Source organism: Grimontia sp. SpTr1, assembly GCF_947387585.1.
In the GTDB taxonomy this organism is placed as follows: domain Bacteria; phylum Pseudomonadota; class Gammaproteobacteria; order Enterobacterales; family Vibrionaceae; genus Enterovibrio; species Enterovibrio indicus.
Map to the genome: position 1 here is coordinate 177,896 of NZ_CANDOD010000003.1, position 20,634 is coordinate 198,529.

General features: G+C 48.9%; 17 protein-coding genes. 8 read left to right on the top strand and 9 right to left on the bottom strand.

The window, feature by feature from the left end; genetic code table 11:
* Nucleotides 1-92 precede the first annotated feature (92 nt).
* The 3 genes from sodN to QL223_RS07535 are packed head-to-tail and all read right to left on the bottom strand — an operon-like array spanning nucleotide 93 to nucleotide 1,175.
* Nucleotides 93-593: a superoxide dismutase, Ni gene (sodN, locus tag QL223_RS07525; RefSeq protein WP_281544356.1), complete on the bottom strand. Its 501-nt coding sequence runs from the start codon at nucleotides 591-593 to the stop codon at nucleotides 93-95.
* Between the two features lie 5 nt (nucleotides 594-598).
* Nucleotides 599-793 carry a hypothetical protein gene (locus tag QL223_RS07530; protein ID WP_281544357.1) on the bottom strand — a complete coding sequence of 65 codons (195 nt, stop codon included), beginning with the start codon at nucleotides 791-793 and terminating at the stop codon, nucleotides 599-601.
* A gap of 16 nt (nucleotides 794-809) precedes the next feature.
* Nucleotides 810-1,175: a hypothetical protein gene (locus QL223_RS07535; protein WP_046305587.1), complete on the bottom strand. Its 366-nt coding sequence runs from the start codon at nucleotides 1,173-1,175 to the stop codon at nucleotides 810-812.
* A 255-nt stretch (nucleotides 1,176-1,430) separates the two neighbouring features.
* Between QL223_RS07535 and QL223_RS07540 the strand changes: the two genes are divergently transcribed.
* Nucleotides 1,431-2,048: a DUF4231 domain-containing protein gene (locus QL223_RS07540; RefSeq protein WP_002541785.1), complete on the top strand. Its 618-nt coding sequence runs from the start codon at nucleotides 1,431-1,433 to the stop codon at nucleotides 2,046-2,048.
* Nucleotides 2,049-2,062: 14 nt separating this feature from the next.
* On the opposite strand, the gene yccS is transcribed toward QL223_RS07540, so the two are convergent.
* On the bottom strand, nucleotides 2,063-4,237 hold the full coding sequence (yccS, locus tag QL223_RS07545) for a YccS family putative transporter (RefSeq protein ID WP_281544358.1): 2,175 nt from the start codon (nucleotides 4,235-4,237) through the stop codon (nucleotides 2,063-2,065).
* A 219-nt stretch (nucleotides 4,238-4,456) separates the two neighbouring features.
* Here yccS and helD point away from each other — a divergent pair, with 219 nt between their 5' ends.
* On the top strand, nucleotides 4,457-6,541 hold the full coding sequence (gene helD / locus QL223_RS07550) for a DNA helicase IV (protein WP_281544359.1): 2,085 nt from the start codon (nucleotides 4,457-4,459) through the stop codon (nucleotides 6,539-6,541).
* On the opposite strand, the gene QL223_RS07555 is transcribed toward helD, so the two are convergent.
* Complete coding sequence (locus QL223_RS07555; RefSeq protein ID WP_281544360.1) at nucleotides 6,538-7,989, bottom strand: HD domain-containing phosphohydrolase; 1,452 nt, start codon at nucleotides 7,987-7,989, stop codon at nucleotides 6,538-6,540. The two genes, helD and QL223_RS07555, sit on opposite strands and share 4 nt — an antisense overlap.
* Before the next feature lie 76 nt (nucleotides 7,990-8,065).
* Entirely contained in the window at nucleotides 8,066-8,551 is a 486-nt protein-coding gene (locus tag QL223_RS07560; RefSeq protein WP_281544361.1) for a hypothetical protein, read from the bottom strand.
* A 498-nt stretch (nucleotides 8,552-9,049) separates the two neighbouring features.
* On the opposite strand from QL223_RS07560, the gene QL223_RS07565 reads away from it, so the two are divergent.
* The 3 genes from QL223_RS07565 (at nucleotide 9,050) to QL223_RS07575 (ending at nucleotide 11,606) form a co-directional block, all read left to right on the top strand.
* A complete protein-coding gene (locus QL223_RS07565; RefSeq protein ID WP_002541792.1) occupies nucleotides 9,050-9,796 on the top strand; it encodes a flagellar brake protein in 747 nt (248 codons plus the stop codon).
* Nucleotides 9,797-10,218: 422 nt separating this feature from the next.
* On the top strand, nucleotides 10,219-10,836 hold the full coding sequence (locus tag QL223_RS07570) for a hypothetical protein (protein ID WP_002541793.1): 618 nt from the start codon (nucleotides 10,219-10,221) through the stop codon (nucleotides 10,834-10,836).
* 35 nt (nucleotides 10,837-10,871) lie between these two features.
* Nucleotides 10,872-11,606 carry an MBL fold metallo-hydrolase gene (locus QL223_RS07575; RefSeq protein WP_002541794.1) on the top strand — a complete coding sequence of 245 codons (735 nt, stop codon included), beginning with the start codon at nucleotides 10,872-10,874 and terminating at the stop codon, nucleotides 11,604-11,606.
* A gap of 55 nt (nucleotides 11,607-11,661) precedes the next feature.
* Here the strand turns inward: QL223_RS07575 and QL223_RS07580 are convergent, their stop codons facing one another.
* Both QL223_RS07580 and QL223_RS07585 read right to left on the bottom strand, forming a co-directional pair.
* Entirely contained in the window at nucleotides 11,662-12,072 is a 411-nt protein-coding gene (locus tag QL223_RS07580; protein ID WP_281544362.1) for a BLUF domain-containing protein, read from the bottom strand.
* 381 nt (nucleotides 12,073-12,453) lie between these two features.
* Nucleotides 12,454-14,097 carry a VRR-NUC domain-containing protein gene (locus QL223_RS07585; protein WP_002534989.1) on the bottom strand — a complete coding sequence of 548 codons (1,644 nt, stop codon included), beginning with the start codon at nucleotides 14,095-14,097 and terminating at the stop codon, nucleotides 12,454-12,456.
* Between the two features lie 157 nt (nucleotides 14,098-14,254).
* Between QL223_RS07585 and QL223_RS07590 the strand changes: the two genes are divergently transcribed.
* The 3 genes from QL223_RS07590 (at nucleotide 14,255) to QL223_RS07600 (ending at nucleotide 19,599) form a co-directional block, all read left to right on the top strand.
* The gene (locus QL223_RS07590) at nucleotides 14,255-15,655 is read left to right on the top strand and encodes a phosphatase PAP2 family protein (protein WP_281544363.1); all 1,401 of its coding nucleotides are present in this window, start codon (nucleotides 14,255-14,257) and stop codon (nucleotides 15,653-15,655) included.
* A 158-nt stretch (nucleotides 15,656-15,813) separates the two neighbouring features.
* Complete coding sequence (locus QL223_RS07595; RefSeq protein WP_002534992.1) at nucleotides 15,814-18,867, top strand: FAD-binding and (Fe-S)-binding domain-containing protein; 3,054 nt, start codon at nucleotides 15,814-15,816, stop codon at nucleotides 18,865-18,867.
* Between the two features lie 312 nt (nucleotides 18,868-19,179).
* Nucleotides 19,180-19,599, top strand: coding sequence for a VOC family protein (locus tag QL223_RS07600; RefSeq protein ID WP_039849360.1), 420 nt, complete (start codon nucleotides 19,180-19,182; stop codon nucleotides 19,597-19,599).
* 84 nt (nucleotides 19,600-19,683) lie between these two features.
* Here QL223_RS07600 and aqpZ read toward each other — a convergent pair whose 3' ends face one another.
* Complete coding sequence (gene aqpZ, locus QL223_RS07605) at nucleotides 19,684-20,376, bottom strand: aquaporin Z (protein WP_002534995.1); 693 nt, start codon at nucleotides 20,374-20,376, stop codon at nucleotides 19,684-19,686.
* Between the last annotated feature and the right edge of the window lie 258 nt (nucleotides 20,377-20,634).

Here is a 20,634-nt window from a genome sequence, read left to right on the forward strand (position 1 = left end):
GACCACGTAATCATTAGTGTTGAGTGTCGGGCTCATTGAGGAGCCCGCAATACGCATGATTTTCAGCATCTCAGAGGTTTCGCTTTAAGCTCTTAGGGCTTGAGGTCAGGATACACAGTTGGCAACTCGGGGAGATAGGGACAGTCTGCCGTGTAAGTTTTCACGCCTTTGGTCGCCCAGAATATCTCTGCAAAGCGGTTCACTTTATCCAACAGTTTCAGCGCTGCATCCTTGTCTGATTCCTGCTTCACGACAGAAGCAAGCATCATGATCTCATGGGTCAGGGAGTGAATTTCCGGAAACTGGTCAAGCTGTGGCTGCTTGAAATAATCTCCCCAGATAATGCGAACTTCTTCTTTCAGCTTTTTACCGTGCTCTTCTTTCTGTTCAATCAGGCGGGCAAACGTCGCTTTTTGTTGCTTAGTCAGACCTTGTTCCGGCAGCTCGTTGAGCAGGTCAATCATGCGGATCATCGTCAGCACGGCGATTTGCGCGTGGACAGGATCGTAGATTTTGCAGGGAATATCGCAGTGGGCAGAAACTCTGCCGAAAGAGAATGTGTGGTCGAGGCGTTCCATCAAAGAATGAAGCATGGTGGTTATCTCCGTGACTTGGATTTCTTATCCAGATAAGTAATCGCAAAGATGATGAGCGCACAGCCAAACAGGATCGGCATTAGCCACAGGAAGTGAATCAAATCGGCGGTCCAATGCGCGTGATCGTGGCCTTTGTGGGCGAGCACTTCTGTGCTGAACAGAAACAGAAGGGCAAGCAGTGTGAAGTTCTTGAACATGGTTTCCTCCGGCCGCTCAGGCAGCGCGTTGGGCAGTTTGTTTAAACACGACCAATTCACTGAGTCCGGCGGAATAAGCTTTTAAAAGCTCAACAAAATGCTGGTGGTCCGGTGAGGCCTTTTTCAGCTGGACTTCGATGATTTCCAGCGGCGATTCAAGGTGGAATCGGGCGAGTTCAGATTGATCTGATTGCTTGTAAACGGTGGCGAGGTTGTGATGACAGGCCAGCCAGGCTGAGAGCTTTTCGCGGTCTGTGAACAGAGACTCGCTGTTCTCATCCAGCAAGGTGAGGGCATCGAAGTAGTTGTCTTCTGCATGCTCCATCTCATCAATGGCGAAGTATTGGTTCCCCGCCAATATCAAGTTTCTCCAATCATCCATATCACTGCGCCTCAATCATAATGATAACTATTCGCAAGTGATAATTATTATCGATTTGGGTGGAAAGTAAAGACAGTTCCAAAGAGAGAGTAATTGGAATGCCCGAAATGTGATGCAGATTCGAGAGTGGGGAAAAGAGATGTATGAAGGGCTTGGAGGGAAAGGGAAGTTATAGAGGCGTCTCAGAATACGTACTTATTTAGAGGCTTCCTTGGCTGATGCTTAAAGAAACCTTCACTCAGTCAGGTGCGTCAGATGGTTCGTTTTGTATTGGTTTTCTTTCTCTTGATGCTGTCTTTCAACACCACTGCGAAAGAAGCAAGTTGTTCTGCTCAATTGATACCTGACGTTAGTGACGGTCAGGTAATAAAACCGTATTTGGAAAGCTTGAAACAAACCACGCTGTTTTCCAACGAAAATGTCAACGGAAGTTATTGTAACCTCCACGCGTACTACCTAGATAAATCCCCTTGGAAGTTTTATGCCACCCGAGTCCTCTCAATTCTCATCATTCTATTGGGTGCGATGTTGCCCGTTGTTGCAGTTTTTCCAACGTTTTTCAAAGACCAAAGAGTATGGACGGTTGGTATTGGCGCTGCCATTGTGCTTTCTCAGGGAGTTCTGCAAACATTTCACTTTGAGCAGTCTTGGCGTGGTCAGATTGTGGCTCAACTAGAACTGGAAAGCGCTTTAAGGCAATGGCAATTGAGCGTGGTAAATTTGGATGAGAATAGTCCAGAAGCACTTGAGAGTTTGAAGAAGGCGACGCTGGATTTTGATAAGCAAGTATCAAGTATTGTGATGAATGAAACCTCAGGTTTTTTTGACAATGTTTCAAAAGGCACCGGAGCACTTGGCTCCGGGGGCAAGTAATCGTTATATCGCAGCTAAGACTTCGAACTCTTTAACGCTTTCTTAGCCAGATCATCGGTCAGTTTGTGCATTTCCGGCATGATGCGGTGAATCAAATGCAGCTGTTGTAGCACCATACGGGCGGAGCTGCTTTCTTCTTCTCGCCAGCGTTCAAGGTGCTTGCCGAGCGCTTCATCCAGACATGGCGTTTTCTCGAACGATTCGCCTGAAAGCTTCGACACCAGACAATCCAGTTCTTCGTGAATGCCACGGTGCGCTTTGGAAACCAACTCGTGAATGCTGTCGTCGTCCATTTGCATGCGGTGTGCACCCAGTGCAGAGATATAACTCAGCATGGCGTGGTTCAGGCAAAGGAATCGGAAACTTTCATCAGTGGCTGTGCGATACCGGCCAGGTTCCGCCAGCATGTTACTGATAGCGGTCGTAAGCTGGGCATCACCATTATGCGCTTCACGACGGGCGACACGGTAAGCCATGTTGTCACGCTTACCAATGCGGTATTGGCCAATGATCTGTGCCAGATAATCGCGGTTAGCCGCAACGGAATCTTTCATGATCCCGCGCAGTCGGTGAGCCTGCCAATCAGGCAACACAAAACGCACTGCCAACACGGAAAGGGCGCAGCCAACTAAGGTATCGCCAAGGCGCGGCAGTATCACGGCGTAACCTTCACCCAACTGGTTAAAGCACATCAATACCAGCAGGGTAATAAACGCGGTTGCTGCGGCGTAGTGGGTGGTTCGGAACGCAAAGAACAGCACGCCGAACAGCACCATTAATACCAGTTGTCCGGTTAAATCCGGGAACAGGGTCAGCAGCGGTAAGCCCACTAACAAACCAATCAAAGTGCCTGAAATTCGTTCGGTCAGCTTGCTGCGCGTGGCGGAGTAATTGGCCTGACAGACAAACAGGATTGTCAGCAAAATCCAGTAACCGCGGGTGAGGTCAAAGCCCTGAATAATGCCGTAACCGACCGCCAAAGCGAGGCTCAAACGCACGCCATGACGGAACAGCAGGGATTTCGGTGTTAACTGGGCGCGAATGCGCGAAAGCTTGTCGCGGAAGCCGTGCGCATCTGAATCGGCGATCTCTTTGTCTTCATCGCTTTGCGTGGCATCCGGGTTGCTGACGTTGGAAAGCTGGCGCTCGACGGTCGCTAAGTTTCGGAACAGAAAATCGAGCTGCGGCAGTAATGGTGTCCATTCTGGATTGTTCTGCGCTTTCACATACAGCAGGGATTCGTTCAGCTCATCCAGCGCTTTTACGCTCTCTTCTCCGTGTCGGTAAGGCTGTCCAAGAGTCAGACATTGAGAAACTTCCAAACACGCTTTGGATTGCAGGTGCAAAAGTCGCTGCAGGCGGAACATGACATCACTGTGGAAGAAGACTTCTGCCAGTTCCTGATAGCGGTAATGCGAGGAGTTGGCTCGCTCATGAATGTCTTGCGCCAGAAAGTAAATCTTGAGGTATTGGCGGTTACTGTCGCTCAGTCTGCCGCCACGTACACGGTTCAGCAGCGCGGCCTTGGCTGTGTTTAGCGCGGTGACAACCAGCGCATTTTCTTTTGCATCACGCAGGCGCAAAGGCTGTGGCTTTAAATCTCTACTTGGGTGGAACATCTCTGATTTCTGGTCAAGATAACCGGAAAGGGATTTAAACAGCGCTGCAAGGCTCTGTTGCACTGGCTGGTGCGGCCATAGCAGCAGCCAAATCAGTGAAATAGCCCCGTAAAGCGCGGCACCTGCCAGCAGAAGTGAAGGTTGATACCAAAGGTTTTGTGACTCGTGCGCGCCGAGCATGGTGTAAACAGCAATAAGCAAGGATGCAAATGCAATGCTGGCATACCGCGCACCTATCGCGCCCAACATGATAAAACCGAAGGTTGAGGTCATGAGACCGGTAACAAACCACCATGGGTAATCAAAAAGGAGCTCAATGGAGAAGGTGGCGACGGCGAAACAGAAAAGGGTGGTGAGCAGCGCAGAGAGTCTGCCGGAGAAGTTGTCGTCTGTTTCTGCCAGTGCAGAGGCAATAATGCCAAGAACCAGTGGTGTGATCGCTTCTGAGGCGCCATACCACCAACAGGGAAGGGCAACACCAACGAGAGCGATAAACACGCGGACACTGTAGTTAATGCGGCTGTTGGCCCAGTATTCCCTGAATGTAAGAGAAGTTTTCTTTGAAATCATTTCAATGCAGCGTTAAGGCAAGTGTGGCTAAGATAGCAGATTAAAGGTGTCATCCAAGGGACGAGATCAAAAACGAAGACTATTTCGCTTGGACAAGACAGGGAAAGCGTCCTTTTGCTTGATTTTCATTCATCTATCTAAACTCTTTGCGTTGTTGGGCTATAAATAACACCTGAAATTGATATGCTGTACATATAGACAGGAAAATAGAATCCAACCATGAAACTCACCGCCTCCAATCTGGCTCAGTGGTTTGTACAGGGCGATCACTACAGTATCGCGCTGGACGACAACCAACTGGTTTTTGAATCCAAACAAATGACGCAAACCGTCCCATTTTCTATTTGGGATGGGCAGTGCCGCGTGTCTCGCGGTCTGGTTTGGGGGCGACTGACTTTCATTGTTTCTCCTGCAGATCGGCCCGCACAGAAAATCACGGTTTATGGTTTGCCCTGGAATCAGGTGCATGAGTTCGCTGAGACACTTTCTGAGCACTATCAAGCGTGGCTGGGTAAGCAACAGAACAAGTTCATGCTGGTGGAGTCGGAATTGTTTGCGCTGCGTGATGAGTTACGCGACTTCTCGGGTTTTCTGAGATTTGAAGATTTGAAAACGTGGCAGGTGAAAGCGCAGGAAGTCTTTGAGCGTTGCGGTGTTTTACCGCAAGTGATGGCAGCAGCCAATCCAGCGCTTTATCAATCACTCTATGGCTGGCTGCAAAACGGTGAAGCACAGCGCAACGCCCGAAATACTGCATGGCGTGATGAAGAGTTGGAACGTTGGTCAACCTGGTTTGATGGGGTGGAATCGTCACCGCTGAATGATTCACAGCGTCAGGCAGTGTTGATGGACGATAACCACAACTTGCTGTTGGCGGGTGCGGGTTCGGGTAAAACCAGTGTGCTGATGGCACGGGCGCAGTATTTGGTTGCCAGCCAGCAAACGGAACCTTCACGCATTTTGATGTTGGCATTTGGTAAGAAAGCCAGTGAGGAGATGGCAGAGCGTTTGACGAAAGCGGGTTTAAAGGGTGTGGAAACCTCGACCTTCCATGCCTTTGCGCTCAAGGCAATCAAAGAGATTTCAGGGCAGGATGCCAATATCGCGCCGATGGCGACAGATGAAGAAACCAAACACAGTTGGATGACCTTGTGGCTTGCGGAAAACTTCGCTCAGCCTGCGGTTGAAAAGCGCTGGCTTAAGCATTTGGCGCAGTGGTCTATTCCGGGTTTATCGGCAGAGCGTCCGCTGCTGGAACAGGCTCATGAAGCTAAGCTGCAAAGGTGGCTGTGGCGACTGGTGGATTTGCTGGCGCAACAAAGCCAATCGGCAACGGCGATCAAGGCATCGATTAAAGGTGATGAAAAAGCTGAAAGTGAACTGGCATTGGTTCAGCCAGTGCTGAAAGGCTACCTCGCGGCGCTGAAAGAACAGAAGGCTTATGACTTTAACAGCCTGATCAAAGAAGCCACTAAGCTGCTTTCCAAGAAAAGCGAAGCCTTTGGCGCGCGATACGATCACATTATGGTCGACGAATATCAGGACATTTCCCCAGCGCGTCTTGCTTTGCTCGAAGCGCTTTGCGGCGGTAAACGAAACCGTGCGCCGTCGCTGTTTGCCGTGGGGGATGACTGGCAGGCGATTTACCGCTTTGCAGGATCTGATGTCAGTCTGACCACGGGTTTTATGAGCCGTTTTCCTTCTGGTGTGATTCGTTATCTTGATACCACTTATCGCTTTAATTCCCAGATTGGCGCTGTTGCCAATACCTTTATTCAGGTTGACCCACAGCAACTGAGCAAACCGCTCGACAGTGCACGAGAGCAAAAGAAAAAAGCCGTGCATTTGATGCCCTCGGATGCGATGGAATCGGTATTGGAGAAACTGGCAAAATCCGCTGGCGACAAACCAACCAGCCTGTTGTTAATGGGGCGTAATAACGCCAACAAACCAGAATCTCTTGGCGAGTGGCAGAATCAGTATCCGAGCCTTTCCATCAGCTATGTCACGGCACACGGCAGTAAAGGTCTTGAAGCGGATTACAGCTTTATTCTGGATGTGGATGACGGTACGTTTCCGGCTAAATCATCAGGTGAAGGATTGGAAGCCGCATTGCTGTCAGTGGCAGATGAAATGGAACATGCGGAGGAAAGACGCCTGTTCTATGTGGCGTTGACCCGTGCACGACATGAGTGCTGGGTGTTCTCCCACCCGGAAAAACCATCGGTATTTGCCAAAGAGCTTTGGCAAGGAAGTTATCCTGTCACGTCTAAGCTTTCGAAGAAGGTGCTGCAGGCGGTTTAAGCCGCCTTCATATCTTCGTCTTTGTACTGTTGGGCGATATCGATAAAGGTATGCTCACAGGCCAGAAAAGCATCCACCACTGCAGGGTCGAAGTGGGTGCATCGTCCCTCCAAAATGATGGCTTTCGCTTCATCATGGCTGAAAGCGGGTTTGTAGACACGCTTGGAAATCAGGGCATCGTAAACATCTGCCAGAGACATCAATCTGCCTGAGAGCGGGATCTCTTCGCCGGATAAACCTTTTGGATACCCTGAACCGTCCCATTTTTCATGGTGGGTGGCGGCAATCTCGCGGGCAAAGCGAAGGAAGGCAATGCCATCGCCACTTTTCTCAGTGATGCTGAGGGCATCTGCGCCAAGCTGGGCGTGGGTTTTCATGATGGAAAATTCTTCGTCTGTCAGCTTGCCGGGTTTGAGCAGAATCGAATCCGGAATACCCACCTTACCGACATCATGTAGAGGGGCTGATTTGTAGAGCAGGTCGATGGTTTCTTCGGTCAGGTAGCTCGAGAATTTCGGCTGGCGTTTCAGCACGTCGGCCAGGGCTTTTACATAATGCTGAGTGCGAAGAATATGCGCGCCGGTTTCGTTGTCACGGACTTCCGCTAAGGTAGAAAGCCCGACAATGGTGGCATCGCGGGTGCGGTTAATCTCGTCATAACTGTTCTTGAGATCGCCAAACATCTTATTGGTGTAGTAGGCAATGACGCTGAGCTCACCGGTCTGGTTCAAAGGGACTCTTTCATCGAAATTACCGGACGCCGCGGATGTCATGGCGTTGGTCTGGCGGGTGAGTTGTTCGCTGATCAGTGCGCTGCCGTTAAAGGATATCAGCGCGATGTATGCCAATACGACGCCTGCAACATACACGAACTCTTTCAGAATACTGTCGATGTCTGCAATGGCAACCTGATGTTCAGTGTGTTCAACCAGCCACAACAAATCTTTCGTCACGACCAGCCCCAGTAGCACGGTGACCATCACGGTGAGGAACATGGCACCCAAGCCGATTTGACCCGCCAGCGGTTTGATATTGTCTGGCATTTGGTTCTTATCAATCTTGTGCTTGGAGAGGTGACGGGCGTTGGAAATGGCCAAATCCAGATTAATCACAATGCCCAGCAGGGCCATACCGAAAATGACCTTGAGATTGCTATCGAGAGGAAAATCGTAAAGAGCCGAGTACCAGGCGGCAAAGCCAATCCCGACAATCGTAAATAAACCCACATTGGTGGCCAGACTCGCTTCGTCATGTTTTACAGCACGGATAATCAAACGGGCAAAATAGAGCAGAATGAACACGGTCGCGGTTTGGATGAAGAGGACGGCAGTGGGCAAGGCATCGATAAAGGGGCAGACTCTGGCGCCATAGAGCGTGAAGATAAACACGGCGGTGACGTAGTGAAGCACCGCGCGGGTCGGCGACTGATAGTGTGTGGTATCTGTCATAAGTCCCTTTGCCTTTAACTAGGTATCTCTAAGATTTTAGTCTTAATAATGAGACCCGCGAGAAGGCGAACTTATTTCATTGATTTTTAACACCACATTGCATCAGGGTTCTCTCCGCGATCGCTTCGGTGATCAACACATGGTAATGAAAAGCACGGTGCTGATTGAAAGCGGTGGTTTCTGGCTGGGTTAAGGCTTGTCCGGTGAGGTGGCTAAAAGCACTGAAAACCGATTTTGAAGAATCACCCGTTGCAGCAATACCTAATTGCGCACAGACAGAAAGATTATTGATCAGCGAGAGTTGCATGACTTGCTCGTTGTCATCATGTACCGCCATCACGGCAAAGTAATTGCCTTCACGAATCCACAACTCCCCGTTGGTCAGGGTTTGCTTTTCTCCGTCTTCTGTTGCATTCCACGGTTCGTCAAACCCCAGAGCAAAGAGCGCATTCTTCATTTGAATCGAATCCGGGAAGGTGTTGTCCATGCGGTCACTTAACGCACCTGGTGATAAGAGAATCCCCATGAAAAAGCAGACTGTTTTTACTAAGCGATTAGCCATAACAAACCTCTCAATGGTCGCCGTAACAAGGTGAACGATCGTCGATATGTGATGCTGGGATTGCACACATTTTGAACAATGCCCCTTAATGCCGATAGCGGTCACATGCTGAGATTCTTGAGAAATTATTTGATGACACTGTCACAAAAGAAAACAAAAAGTTTCAATTGTGAATTTTATTCTTGAGAGTGAGTGTTCAGAAAACCCTTGGATAAACAAGGTGAAATGATAGTTTTATTAATTATGAAACAGTAACTATCACTTTGAAATAATGTGTTCTTTTGCCTATAAGTTATTAATGCAATGAGTTGTTTAGCCAACGTTTGTTGTGATTTTTTTGTAAAAATATCCAACAGTTTTAATAAGCTCAGTCGATAGCAGAGCAAGCACGTAACACTCAGGGTTTGCCGAAAGTGCCTCCAAGAAAACATCAAAGCCACTTTCTGTTAACGGCAAAAGGTATCCCATTCAGAGCAGCATTTCCGGCGAGGATGTTAGATGAACACAAATTCGGCTCAAGTGAAAAAGCCGCCGGCAAAACAAAAAGAACGCGTCATTATGGGGCTTCAGGCCATGGATTTTATCCAACATGGCACCGAAGCGTCGTTGGAGATTGTGACGCCATTGGGGCAACGTCTTAACTTCAAATCCAACTTTATTGGGTTTGATGACCAGCAACATATTTTCTTCACGATGCCTCGTCTTCAAAAGACCGAATATGAAGAGTTCTTCATGCAAGGTTTCAACGTCGATATTGAAGGCATTTCTGAGCAAGGTGAAGGGGCGTTGGTTCGTTTCAGAACGCGAATAGAGCATGTGGTGTACAGGCCTATTCAGCTTCTGGTTTTCCCCGTGCCTCAGCAAGCAAAACTGGTGTTGCTGCGTAATGAAGTGCGCTATGAACTTAAACTTCCTGGTGACATTCAGCTCTCAAACCGCAAATTGCGTGTGGTGCTGACTGACGTTTCATCCGGTGGGTGTGGCTTCAGCTTTGACGCCATTTCACCAGAATTTGATGTGGACACCAAAATTGTGTTGGAAGTTATTAACGGCTCCAATGGCGACACTTACGCCTTGAGTGGTGCCGTGAAAAACTGCCGTAAAAAGCGGGGTAAGCAGAATTACGGTATGGTTTTTGATGAACCCGGAAAGGCGAACTGCCGTCGGTTGCTGTCTAACCTGATTTACGACGGGACAAAATACGTGTTCAAGAGTCCGAAAAAAGATCAGACGCCGGGTGTTTAGCTGGGCGAGGGTTAGTAAAAACACCGCAACTGCGGTGTTTTTTAATGCCTGAAATCGAAGAAACTCCAGGGTCTGTTGACCTTTGGTGATGATTTTTGCAGCAGTTTGTGGGGGCTTTATTCAAGGCAGAGGCTTCGATGTGTAGCTGGCCTACATGAGAAGCCGATAACGCAGGAGAAAGTCCCCACAAACGCTGCCCGAAGGGTTCAGCCCTATGCGTTTTATGCTTTGTTGAGGCGTAGTTGCTTAGAGTAACTAGGCGGCACAAACCTCGCCGCGCCAAAAACGCTTAGGGCTAGAACAAAATTTAACTACCAAAGTTCAACAGACCCTACAAAATGTAGAGAAATGCTGTCTCATTTCTGAACAGACAGAAATACTTGTCTAGACTGATAAAAGGTCTTAATAAATCAGATACCTCCATGACAGATGCAAACGCAGACAATCACTTTGTGACGGCAGCGGTCGTCGCGGCGGAGTTGTATAAAGCCCGGGAAATCGCGAACGATATTTCACTTACCGCAAGCAATGCGCGTGCGCTGGCATTACGCGCTGGGCAAGGCGCTGCGGGGTTTAGGGCAATTACTGATTTCATCGATCAGTTGGCCGATACCACGGTAAAAACCTCAGACATCATTAACCTCAAAGCGGTCACCATCAGCAGATTGGCGACAATTGCGGTGCGTAACGAACGCACCATGGAATGCTTCAAGAAAGCTGCAAAGATAAGTAAAGACGCCGCCTACGTTGGCACGATAGAAAAGCCGATTGAAACCATGAAGGCAGAGCATGCGCAATTGCTCCGCCAGTTTTACCGCGAAGTTACTTCGCTATCAGAGCTACTGGAAAATTTGGCTCGCGAGATCAAAACCGCCTCAGTGCTGTCAGCGATGTCGCGTGTTGAGGCTTCACAGTCCGGTAAGAAATTTGAAGAGGGACTGAACGTTGTTGCAGACAACGTTTCTACCGCTGCAGACCGAATACAGACACACGTCATGCTGTCTCAGTCACTGTGTCGTGAATTGGCAAACGAATACTAATTGCTCGAACCGCAAACGCTTCGGAGACAGATCGAATGATCACAAAGGAAATCTATTCAGGGGAAACGCACCAGTGGTTTATGTTCGGGCGTGACCCGTCTAAGCCTGAAAAAATTATCGACACCAACCAATATATGATCCGCACGCATAACAACGCGCTGTTGATGGACCCAGGCGGCATAGAGATTTTCTCCGCGATGCTGGCGTCCGTCGTTAAACAGGTACCGATTAATCAGATTGGGCATCTTTTTGCTTCGCATCAGGATCCAGACATTATTTCTTCCCTCGGCTTATGGGATACCGCTTTAACCGAATCTAAGCTTCATGCTCCCTGGCTTTGGGAAGGATTTGTTCGTCACTTTGGGATGGAGCATATTGAATACGCTCCAATCGCTGACGAGGGCGGTACTCTGGTGTTGAACGGCGTTGAAATCCGCTTCATTCCGGCGCATTACCTCCATTCTTCAGGCAACTTTCATGTTTACGACCCAGTGGCGAAGATTCTAATGAGTGGCGATATTGGCGCGGCTCTGGAGGCGGACGATGCGCCAATGGAAGTGGAAGACTTTGAGGAACATATTCCGAAGATGAAAGGCTTTCATCAGCGTTGGATGCCATCGAACACCGCCAAAAATGACTGGATTCGTCGGGTGCGCGAACTGGATATCGAAATGATGTGTCCCCAACATGGCCGAATGTTTACAGGCGAAAATGTTGGCAAGTTCTTGGATTGGTTCGAACGACTTGATGTGGGCGTGGCGGTAAAGTAAACAAATAGCAAAAAGGGTGCATCGGCACCCTTTTTAATGTCTTTGGAAATGGCTGTTATTCTCGGAATACCAGCAACAGGTTAAGCGCGTCGCCCGGGTCGACTTTATGATCGGCATGGTCATCAAAGAAGCCGTTGAAGCCCTCTAACCTTGGGTCATCATTATTGATGTGATGGAAGCCCATGCTCCATTCTTTGAATTGTCGTTCGACAATATCTTTCCGCATCATTTCAACGATGGAATAGTGGCGATAATCACTGCAAATCTTTTTAAACAGGGGCGCGAGAATGTCTTCCTTACCTTCAATCACCTGTATGAAGTCGCCATCCTTGTAAAGCAACATTCCGGTGACGCCTAGCTTTTCATTGTTTTCGCGAATCACGGCGAGCATTTCTGCGAACTCTTCATCAGTGAAAGGGTGTTCTGCGCTGCTGATGTAGACGATCTGCTGTAAGTTATCGCTCATCTTGAACTCCTATCTCCATCGCTAGGGGCTGTTGACCTTTGGTGGTTAAACTTTGTTCTAGTCCTAAGCGTTTTAGGCGCGGCGAGGTGTGTGCCGCCTAGTCATTCTAAGCAAATACAACTCAACAAAGCATAAAACGCTTAGGGCAGAACCCTCCGGGCAGCGTTTGTGGGGGATTTCTGCTGCGTTATCGGCTTCTCATGTAGGCTAGCTACACATCGAAGCCTCTGCCTTGCATAAAATCCCCACAAACTGCTGCAAAAATCATCACCAAAGGTCAACAGCCCCTAAGGCCTGTTTTCTATAAGTATGTATTAACTTAATATTTTTGCCTCATAAATGAGAAATCAATTGTACCCATACAACCTGAAGATGCAGGATTCAGAGGTCAACAGGTTGTTTGGGTAAATCGGCAGACACGTAGAGCGTGTGAGCGGAAAGCCCGTGAGTGGCGAAGAAGTTAAGCCAACGCACTTGGTGATGTTGAAGTTTATCGCCAGGACCTTTGACTTCAACAAACTGGCATTTTCCTTCTTTCACCATAAACAGGTCAGGGTGTCCGGCCCGGTTGGATTTGGCATCGAACAAAATGCGTTTAATACAGGCGATAATTTGCGTTGATGACAATGTAGAGAGCGCTGCCTCAATCATATCCCGTTCTGCCCAGCTCCAATTCACCCATTCGTTAGTGATGCCGAACTTTGCATCATAAACCGCCAGGAGGTCGTATTCACCCTGTTCCAAAGCCTCGAAGCGCTGTTTAATCATTTCTCTTCGGGCTGTGGTGAAATCCGTCGAATACATGTCGCGTGGCGCGCGTTGGAAAGGGTTGAGAAACGCACCGGGTACAGGGGCGAAAATGATATCCCATAGCAGCAGGCCAAACAGCGCATTGAGAAGGCTGTTTTCGCAATACCAGACTTGCCAGCCTTGTTGAGCATAATGTCGCGCAGATTCGAGTTCTACGCGCTCATTAAGCACCAAGGTGATGTGTTCTGAGCCAAACGCCTCGCCTGCTTTTTCGGGAGAGGGGCAGTCGGTTTTTTTGGCTAGCTGTCTTGCTATGCGCGCGGCAACATCGGCTTCATCTTCGTTTTTCGGCGCGGTCAGCATGTCGGTGACAATGGCTGCTGCATCTTCAAAGCGCGTTTGTTTGATGGCTATCCTCGCCAATCGCTCTCTGGCAGGAGGAAGCGAGGACTGTGAAAACAGGTGTTGGGCGCTTCCTTCGTCTTTTTGTCTTTCGAATTCTCTGGCCAGCTTGTTCGCCAGCCTTTCCCATTTCCTTGTTAACGGCGGCCAGAAGGGCTTCTCAGGGAGTTGTTGACTCACTTTTAATGCAGAAGTGACTTCTTTTGCTTCTGTATACTCCCAATACAAATCAGCAAGTGATGACAAGAAAAGCCAGTCAGCGATTTGCTTCCGTGAAGTAAAGAGTCTGTCTTCTGGACGAAGTTGGACGTTTTCAAAGCGGTAGATGCCTAAATCGTTAAGAACAAACTGGCTGAGATCCTGACGAGAATTGCCGAAGTAGAGCAGCAAAAATACAGGCAAGACATCGTGTTTCAGGCAAAGAAAACGGGTTGGCAAAGGTGGGACAGCTTCTTCATTGTTTTCAACGATGGTGGCGATGATTTCTGGCTTTCGAAGGGTAGCTTTTATAGAAAGGTGACAATAAAGCGAGAGTAATTCCGCTTTTGTCATTAGCTTAGCGACGATTTCAAACGGCGGTTGCGTCGTTTCAATGAGGAAACCTTCTTCAGATAACCGTGTGGTGGCGCTTTCAATATCCGGGATCTCTGGATAAACGAGCTTATCGCAGCGGAACCAATCCCCTTTGCGTGTCAGCAGCCGAACCAACAAGAGTTGGGCATTTTTGGGTAGCGCCGAAAATGCAGTAAGCCAATGCGTTTCTGTTTCTGTGAGTAAATCACTGTATCGGGTCGAGACGACATCGACGATGGATAGAAAGTTATCCAGATAGTAGTGAGGCGGCAAAACAGGCGGGGTGGTCAACGGGCTCATGGCATCCTTGTCGATTTAAAACGAAGACTTACTCGATGGTTCAATAGCATTCAATCGTTCAATAGCATTCAATAGGGACAGACAGTTAGTGAGCATAACACGCCTCATTTCAGGGATACTTCTTCTGACATCACTTCTTTCTATGTCAATGGGAGTGATGGCAAGCCAAGAAAATGCAATCAATAGTACGTTGCCAATCGAGGCGGCAGATTGCCTTATCGTCGACAAAGACAAAAACATCTTGATGATTGATGAAGCGATCAGCGGGCGCTATTCCATTCCTGGCGGATCAATCATTGGAGAAGAAACGCCGGAACAAACCGCCAAGCGTGAAGCGTATGAGGAAACCGGCCTACACGTGAATGTCGGTCAGCAAATCGCCCGCACTTATAATTCGGCCATTTTCGCCTGTCAGTTGGCTTCACCCACACCGTATTTTATCGATTCGATGGGAAGAAAAGTGCTGATGGCGTGGTCAGCACCGCATTTCGGTAAGGAAGTGACCCGCGTTTTGATGATGCCGGACAATAAAGCCGTGCGCGATAACTACCGCTTCCCGGAGCATAAATGGATGTTTAGGCATTGGGTGCCGGAGGTGCCGCCGAGTGAGTTTGTTCTTTCAGAGGGCGATTCTGTGGTGCTTACACCCTTTTATCGTGCTCAGTTATCAGTGCTCCAATCCTTGCATGAATTGAAAGCTGAGAGCGCGATTGTAAAAGCCTTGGTGAAGGGGGTAATCGTACTGGGAAGTCTGTTTACGCCGATGTTGTTTCTCGGCACGCTTATTTTTATCCGGGCTTACCATGGTTACCGTGCAGCACTGCTTTACGGCGCAGGATTGCTGTCGCTTTCCGTGTTCGTGCTGATACTGAACACCGTGATTGAGCTACCCAGACCTTACTTCATCGATCCTGTGTTTGGTGAGCAGGATACCTTGGGTTATACCTTGCCGAGTTGTATGGTCGCGCTCACCACGTTTTTCTTTAGCTGGTTACTGCTTAACTGGGACAAAGAGGTTTGCCCCGCAGGGCGAAAGCGCCTGTTTGCTTGTGCTGTGGTCTGTGTGGCGGCGATCAGTGGTAAAGTCATGCTGCTTGGAGAGCACTATCCATCAGATATGGTCTTAGGACTGTTGATTGGCCTTGGGTTTGCTGTCGGCTTCAAACGACTGAGAGAGTGGCGTTTTGCCAACCGTAACCGCGCTTTGATCTCCGCGCGCTTTTGGTTGATGAGCTTTGTGGCAACCGCACTGATTGGCATCACCATTCACAAACCGCATATTGTGTACCTTTCCGCGTTTTGCTTGGGAACTTACTGTGCAATTCTCTGGCTGAAGGCATTTCCTCTTTATATTTCCGCCGTTCGACGCCCCGCTAAGCTGACTTTTTTCATGATTGCTTTGGCAGGTGTGTTGGCGATCCTATACGCAGACTACGTGATTTCGTCCCGTTATGCCGTGAACACCATTATTGTTGCCGTGAACTGCGCAGCGGCCTGGGGCATCTCAGTTTGGTTGCTGGTGGTGACACCACGTATTTTTCATCAATTTGTTCGGTGACACGTAAACGATTGCGCGGCGTGTTTTTAAAGGGATTTCTCTTAGGATTACCTCTTTGATGGATCTCACACCTGAGGTAAAGTTATGGCAGTCGTTAGTTTATAAGATTGCCAACGATCGTATGGAAATAGATCGTACAAATGGCTTCAGGGAGCAAGATGTTACCAGCACTTACACACCATCATACGCTCGATCCCATCGTCGGGCGTTTTCTTGATGCTTTAAAAGAGAAAGGTTTCCAGGGTGAGACGGAGACCTTTTACGCCAGCCGCCTTGCTGTTGCGACCGATAACTCGGTCTACCAGCTTCTTCCACAGGCGGTGGTTTTTCCTACCTCGACGCAAGACTTAACGCTGTTAGGCGAAGTCTGCAAAGATGCCGAATTCGCTGAGATTAAATTCTCTGCCCGTGGCGGTGGTACCGGCACCAATGGACAGTCTCTGACCCAGCATATCGTTGTTGATATGTCGCGCCACATGCGCAATATCCTTGAGATTAACCCAGAAGAGGGTTGGGTGCGCGTACAGGCAGGCGTGGTCAAAGATGCACTGAATGACGCACTGCGTCCGCACGGCTTTTTCTTCTCGCCTGATCTTTCGACCAGCAACCGCGCAACAGTGGGTGGCATGGTCAACACCGATGCATCAGGTCAGGGTTCATTACGCTACGGTAAAACTTCAGACCATGTTTTGGCACTGAAAGCGGTGTTGGCAGATGGTTCAGTATTGGATACCGAACCCCAGTCTATGGCGGATGTGACGGGTAACACCCGTGATGATTACGCAGGTGAAGCACTGCGCCGCGTGGCGGAAATCTGCCAAAGCAAACGTGCGGAAATTGACGCAAAATTCCCGCCACTGAACCGATTCTTAACTGGCTACGATCTGAAAAATGCATACCAGCCTGAGACTGAAACTTTCGACATGGCACGTGTGCTTTGTGGCGCGGAAGGCTCTCTGGCATTTATCACTGAAGCCAAACTGAATATCACGCCAATTCCTAAAGCGCGTACTCTGGTTAACGTGAAGTACGACAGCTTCGATTCAGCACTTCGCAGTGCGCCTGTGATGGTTGAAGCGAATGCCTTGTCTGTTGAAACCGTGGATTCCCGCGTATTGAATTTGGCGCGTGAAGATATCGTTTGGAACACGGTGAAAGATCTGCTGACGGACGTTCCTGGCAAAGATATGCAGGGCATCAATATCGTTGAGTTTGCCGGTAATGATGCAGAGGAAATCGACGCACAAATCGCTTCACTTTGTGAGCGTTTGGATGTGCTGGTCGAAGCCGGTGATAAAGGCGTGATTGGCTATCAAGTCTGTAACGACTTGGCCTCTATCAACAAAATCTACAATATGCGCAAGAAGGCCGTTGGCCTGCTCGGAGCGGCAAAAGGTGCTGCGAAGCCAGTTGCCTTTACGGAAGACACGTGTGTGCCGCCGGAAAACCTCGCTGACTTTATTGTCGAATTCCGAACGTTACTGGACAGTCATAACCTTAACTACGGCATGTTCGGTCACGTTGATGCGGGTGTATTGCACGTCCGTCCTGCTCTTGACCTCTGCGACCCAGAGCAAGAGCGTCTGATGAAGACGATTTCCGATCAGGTGGTCGCGCTGGTGGCGAAATACGGCGGCCTGATGTGGGGTGAGCACGGTAAAGGTTTCCGCTCTGAATATGGTCCTGAATTCTTTGGTGAGGAGCTTTTCAACGAGCTGCGTAAAGTCAAAGCGGCATTTGATCCTCACAACCGCATGAACCCTGGGAAGATTTGTACGCCAATCGACAGCAGCGATTCGCTGGTGAAAGTGGATGATGAAAAACGCGGCACCTTAGATCGCCAAATCCCAATCACGGTGCGTGACAGCTTCAAGCAGGCGATGGAATGTAATGGCAACGGCCTTTGCTTCAACTACGACACCAGCTCGCCAATGTGTCCGTCGATGAAGATCAGCTATGACCGTCGTCATTCGCCAAAAGGCCGTGCGGGCATTGTGCGTGAGTGGTTGCGTTTGTTGGCAGAGCAGGGCGTTGACCCTATCACCATGGAAAAAGAGCTGATGGAGAAAACACCGTCGGTTCGCCAAATTTTCGCACGGTTCAAGAACACCTGGCTTTCAAACAAAGATGACTACGACTTCTCTCACGAAGTGATGGAAGCCATGAATGGTTGTCTGGCTTGTAAAGCCTGTGCGACTCAGTGTCCTATCAAGGTCGATGTGCCGAGCTTCCGTTCCCGCTTTATCAATCTTTACTACAGCCGTTATCAGCGTCCTGCGAAGGACTATCTGGTGGCAAATATCGAAACCATGCTGCCTTGGATGGCAAAAGCGCCGGTGATTGTGAATGCGTTCACCCAGCCAAAATGGGCGCAGTCTGTCACTGAAAAAGCGATTGGGTATGTGGATACACCTGCGCTGTCAGTACCGACACTGATGGAGTCGCTGGATGGCCACCATGCCACCAAGTTCGACTTGGAATGGCTGAAAGCGTTGAGCGACGAGGAGCGTTCCCGCTATGTGCTGATTGTTCAGGACCCGTTCACCAGCTTCTATGAAGCAGATGTGGTTAAGGACTTGGTGACGCTGGTAGAGAAGCTGGGTAAGAAGCCAATGCTAGTTCCGTTTAAGCCAAACGGTAAAGCGCAGCACATTAAAGGCTTCCTCAAGAAATTTGCCAAAACAGCCCGCAATACCGCTGACTTCCTGAATCAGCTGGCAGCGTTGGACGTGCCAATGGTGGGTGTCGATCCTGCTCTGGTTCTTTGCTATCGCGATGAGTACAACGAGATTCTGGGCGAAAGCCGTGGTGACTTTCAGGTGCAGACCGCGCATGAGTGGTTGCTCAATGCAATTTCTGACGTGCCGCAAAAAGAAAATGCCGACAAAGACGCTTGGTATCTGTTTGCGCATTGTACTGAAAAAACCAAGATGCCAAATGCAGAAGCTGAGTGGGGCAAAATCTTCCATCACTTTGGTGGCAAGCTCGAGGCTGTTGCAGTCGGTTGTTGTGGTATGGCAGGGACTTATGGACACGAATCTGACAAGTTGGAAAACTCAAAAGGTATTTTCGGTTTGAGTTGGAAACCTCGCTTGGAATCTTTGCCACCATCACGCTGTATGGCAACAGGTTACTCGTGCCGCAGTCAGGTGAAGCGTTTTGAAAGTAAAAAGCTCAAGCACCCGGTACAAGTGCTGGTGAAGTTGGTTTAATCCGCTTATTGCTGTATTGAAGGGGGAGCCATTGGGCTCCCCCTTTTTGATCTTGTTTGGGTAGAATACCAATCGTAGTAAATATCTACTCATCCTAGCTTGTTAAAATGCTAGATAACTGCGTTGAAAAATTTGATTGTAGAATAACTACTTATCGAAATTTTCCGCCTTGTTCTCGAGCATTTTTCCTGCGCTATCTCTGATCATCTACTTACTGTGATTGGTATATATCTTCAAACGTCTTAATTATTAGGCGGGGCGTAAATTGGCACCTGATAGTCTGATTCATAGATAGATGGAAAGGAGTCAGACATGAGCAAGATTAAGCCACATGTGACGTTCCATGGTGTATGTAGAGAGGCTCTTGGCTTTTACAGTCAGGCACTTAACGGGGAAATTAAGACAATCGCGACATTTGACGAATCTCCGGTGGAGTTTCCCAATCATTTACTTAGCAGAGTTATGCATGCGGAATTCGAATCGCCGGAAGTGAGTTTCTATGCGTCCGATGGGTTAGACGATTCGTTGGCGCAAGGCTCTGGCGATGTGGCGTTCCATGTCAGTTTTGAGGATGAAAAAAGACAGAACCAAGTCTTTATGGCGCTTTCTGAAATGGGGCAGATAGTCATGCCGCTTGATTACACGTTTTGGAAAGTGCGCTTTGGTATGGTGACGGACAAGTTCGGGATAAGGTGGATGCTGAGTTGTCCTGCTGAACACGTAGAGATTTAATATACCTAAACAGCCTGAATCCAGCATTTTCAGGTTGTTTAGGTACAAAAAGCCCCGAATTATCGGGGCTTTTTCATGGAGTATTTAATCTTCGTTCGGACTCAGCCAGCGGTAAACCACACCGGCGATGAAAGCACCAATTAACGGGGCCACCCAGAACATCCAAAGTTGTGCCATCGCCCAGTCACCAACAAGCAGTGCAGGACCCGTGCTTCGTGCTGGGTTCACTGAGGTGTTGGTGATTGGAATACTGATAAGGTGGATCAAAGTCAGGGCGAGACCAATCGCTAATCCTGCCATGCCTGGACTTGCCAGCTTGTGGGTCGCACCCATGATGACAATCAGGAACATAAAGGTCATCAGCACTTCGGTGATAAAGCCGGAAAGCATGTCATAGCCGCCTGGTGAATGGTCACCATAGCCATTTGATGCCAGGCCACCCGCTAAATCAAAACCCGGTGCGCCGCTTGCAATAATGTAAACAACATACGCGCCGACAATACCGCCTGCGACCTGAACCAGCATATAGGGAATTAGCTCAGCGGTAGGAAAACGTCCGCCTGCCCATAGGCCAAAAGATACGGCTGGGTTGAGGTGACAACCGGAAATATGGCCAATGGCGTAAGCCATGGTCACAACGGTTAAACCGAAGGCGAGGGCGACGCCCAAGAAGCCGATACCAAGTTCCGGAAAAGCGGCTGCGAATACAGCACTACCGCAACCCCCAAGCACCAACCAAAAGGTGCCAATAAATTCTGCTGTCAATTTCTTCAACATTTCACGATCTCCCTAGTTGTATTTAGGACGGCACGTGAGAAAACCATACTCATGACTAACTTGCCATCTGAGTTATTTAGATCTGGGTACATGCTTAAAAGTAGCACTCTATGCTTTATTTTGAGTGTTATTCATAATTTGATACCCCAACGTGCCATCAAACGTACCTATGACCTGTATGCTGGTTCGAGTGTCACAATTCAGCGGCTTCAAGAGTGGCCTAATTTACAATTGAGTAGTTGTTACGCTGGGAATCGA

Coding starts and splice junctions, on each gene's coding strand:
- aqpZ (WP_002534995.1), bottom strand. CDS start 20,376: ATGTTGAAGAAATTGACAGCAGAATTTATTGGCACCTTTTGGTTGGTG.
- QL223_RS07600 (WP_039849360.1), top strand. CDS start 19,180: ATGAGCAAGATTAAGCCACATGTGACGTTCCATGGTGTATGTAGAGAG.
- sodN (WP_281544356.1), bottom strand. CDS start 593: ATGCTTCATTCTTTGATGGAACGCCTCGACCACACATTCTCTTTCGGC.
- yccS (WP_281544358.1), bottom strand. CDS start 4,237: ATGATTTCAAAGAAAACTTCTCTTACATTCAGGGAATACTGGGCCAAC.
- QL223_RS07530 (WP_281544357.1), bottom strand. CDS start 793: ATGTTCAAGAACTTCACACTGCTTGCCCTTCTGTTTCTGTTCAGCACA.
- QL223_RS07540 (WP_002541785.1), top strand. CDS start 1,431: ATGGTTCGTTTTGTATTGGTTTTCTTTCTCTTGATGCTGTCTTTCAAC.
- QL223_RS07580 (WP_281544362.1), bottom strand. CDS start 12,072: ATGAGCGATAACTTACAGCAGATCGTCTACATCAGCAGCGCAGAACAC.
- QL223_RS07590 (WP_281544363.1), top strand. CDS start 14,255: ATGGCAAGCCAAGAAAATGCAATCAATAGTACGTTGCCAATCGAGGCG.
- QL223_RS07575 (WP_002541794.1), top strand. CDS start 10,872: ATGATCACAAAGGAAATCTATTCAGGGGAAACGCACCAGTGGTTTATG.
- QL223_RS07555 (WP_281544360.1), bottom strand. CDS start 7,989: ATGACAGATACCACACACTATCAGTCGCCGACCCGCGCGGTGCTTCAC.
- QL223_RS07535 (WP_046305587.1), bottom strand. CDS start 1,175: ATGGATGATTGGAGAAACTTGATATTGGCGGGGAACCAATACTTCGCC.
- QL223_RS07560 (WP_281544361.1), bottom strand. CDS start 8,551: ATGGCTAATCGCTTAGTAAAAACAGTCTGCTTTTTCATGGGGATTCTC.
- QL223_RS07565 (WP_002541792.1), top strand. CDS start 9,050: ATGAACACAAATTCGGCTCAAGTGAAAAAGCCGCCGGCAAAACAAAAA.
- helD (WP_281544359.1), top strand. CDS start 4,457: ATGAAACTCACCGCCTCCAATCTGGCTCAGTGGTTTGTACAGGGCGAT.
- QL223_RS07595 (WP_002534992.1), top strand. CDS start 15,814: ATGTTACCAGCACTTACACACCATCATACGCTCGATCCCATCGTCGGG.
- QL223_RS07585 (WP_002534989.1), bottom strand. CDS start 14,097: ATGAGCCCGTTGACCACCCCGCCTGTTTTGCCGCCTCACTACTATCTG.
- QL223_RS07570 (WP_002541793.1), top strand. CDS start 10,219: ATGACAGATGCAAACGCAGACAATCACTTTGTGACGGCAGCGGTCGTC.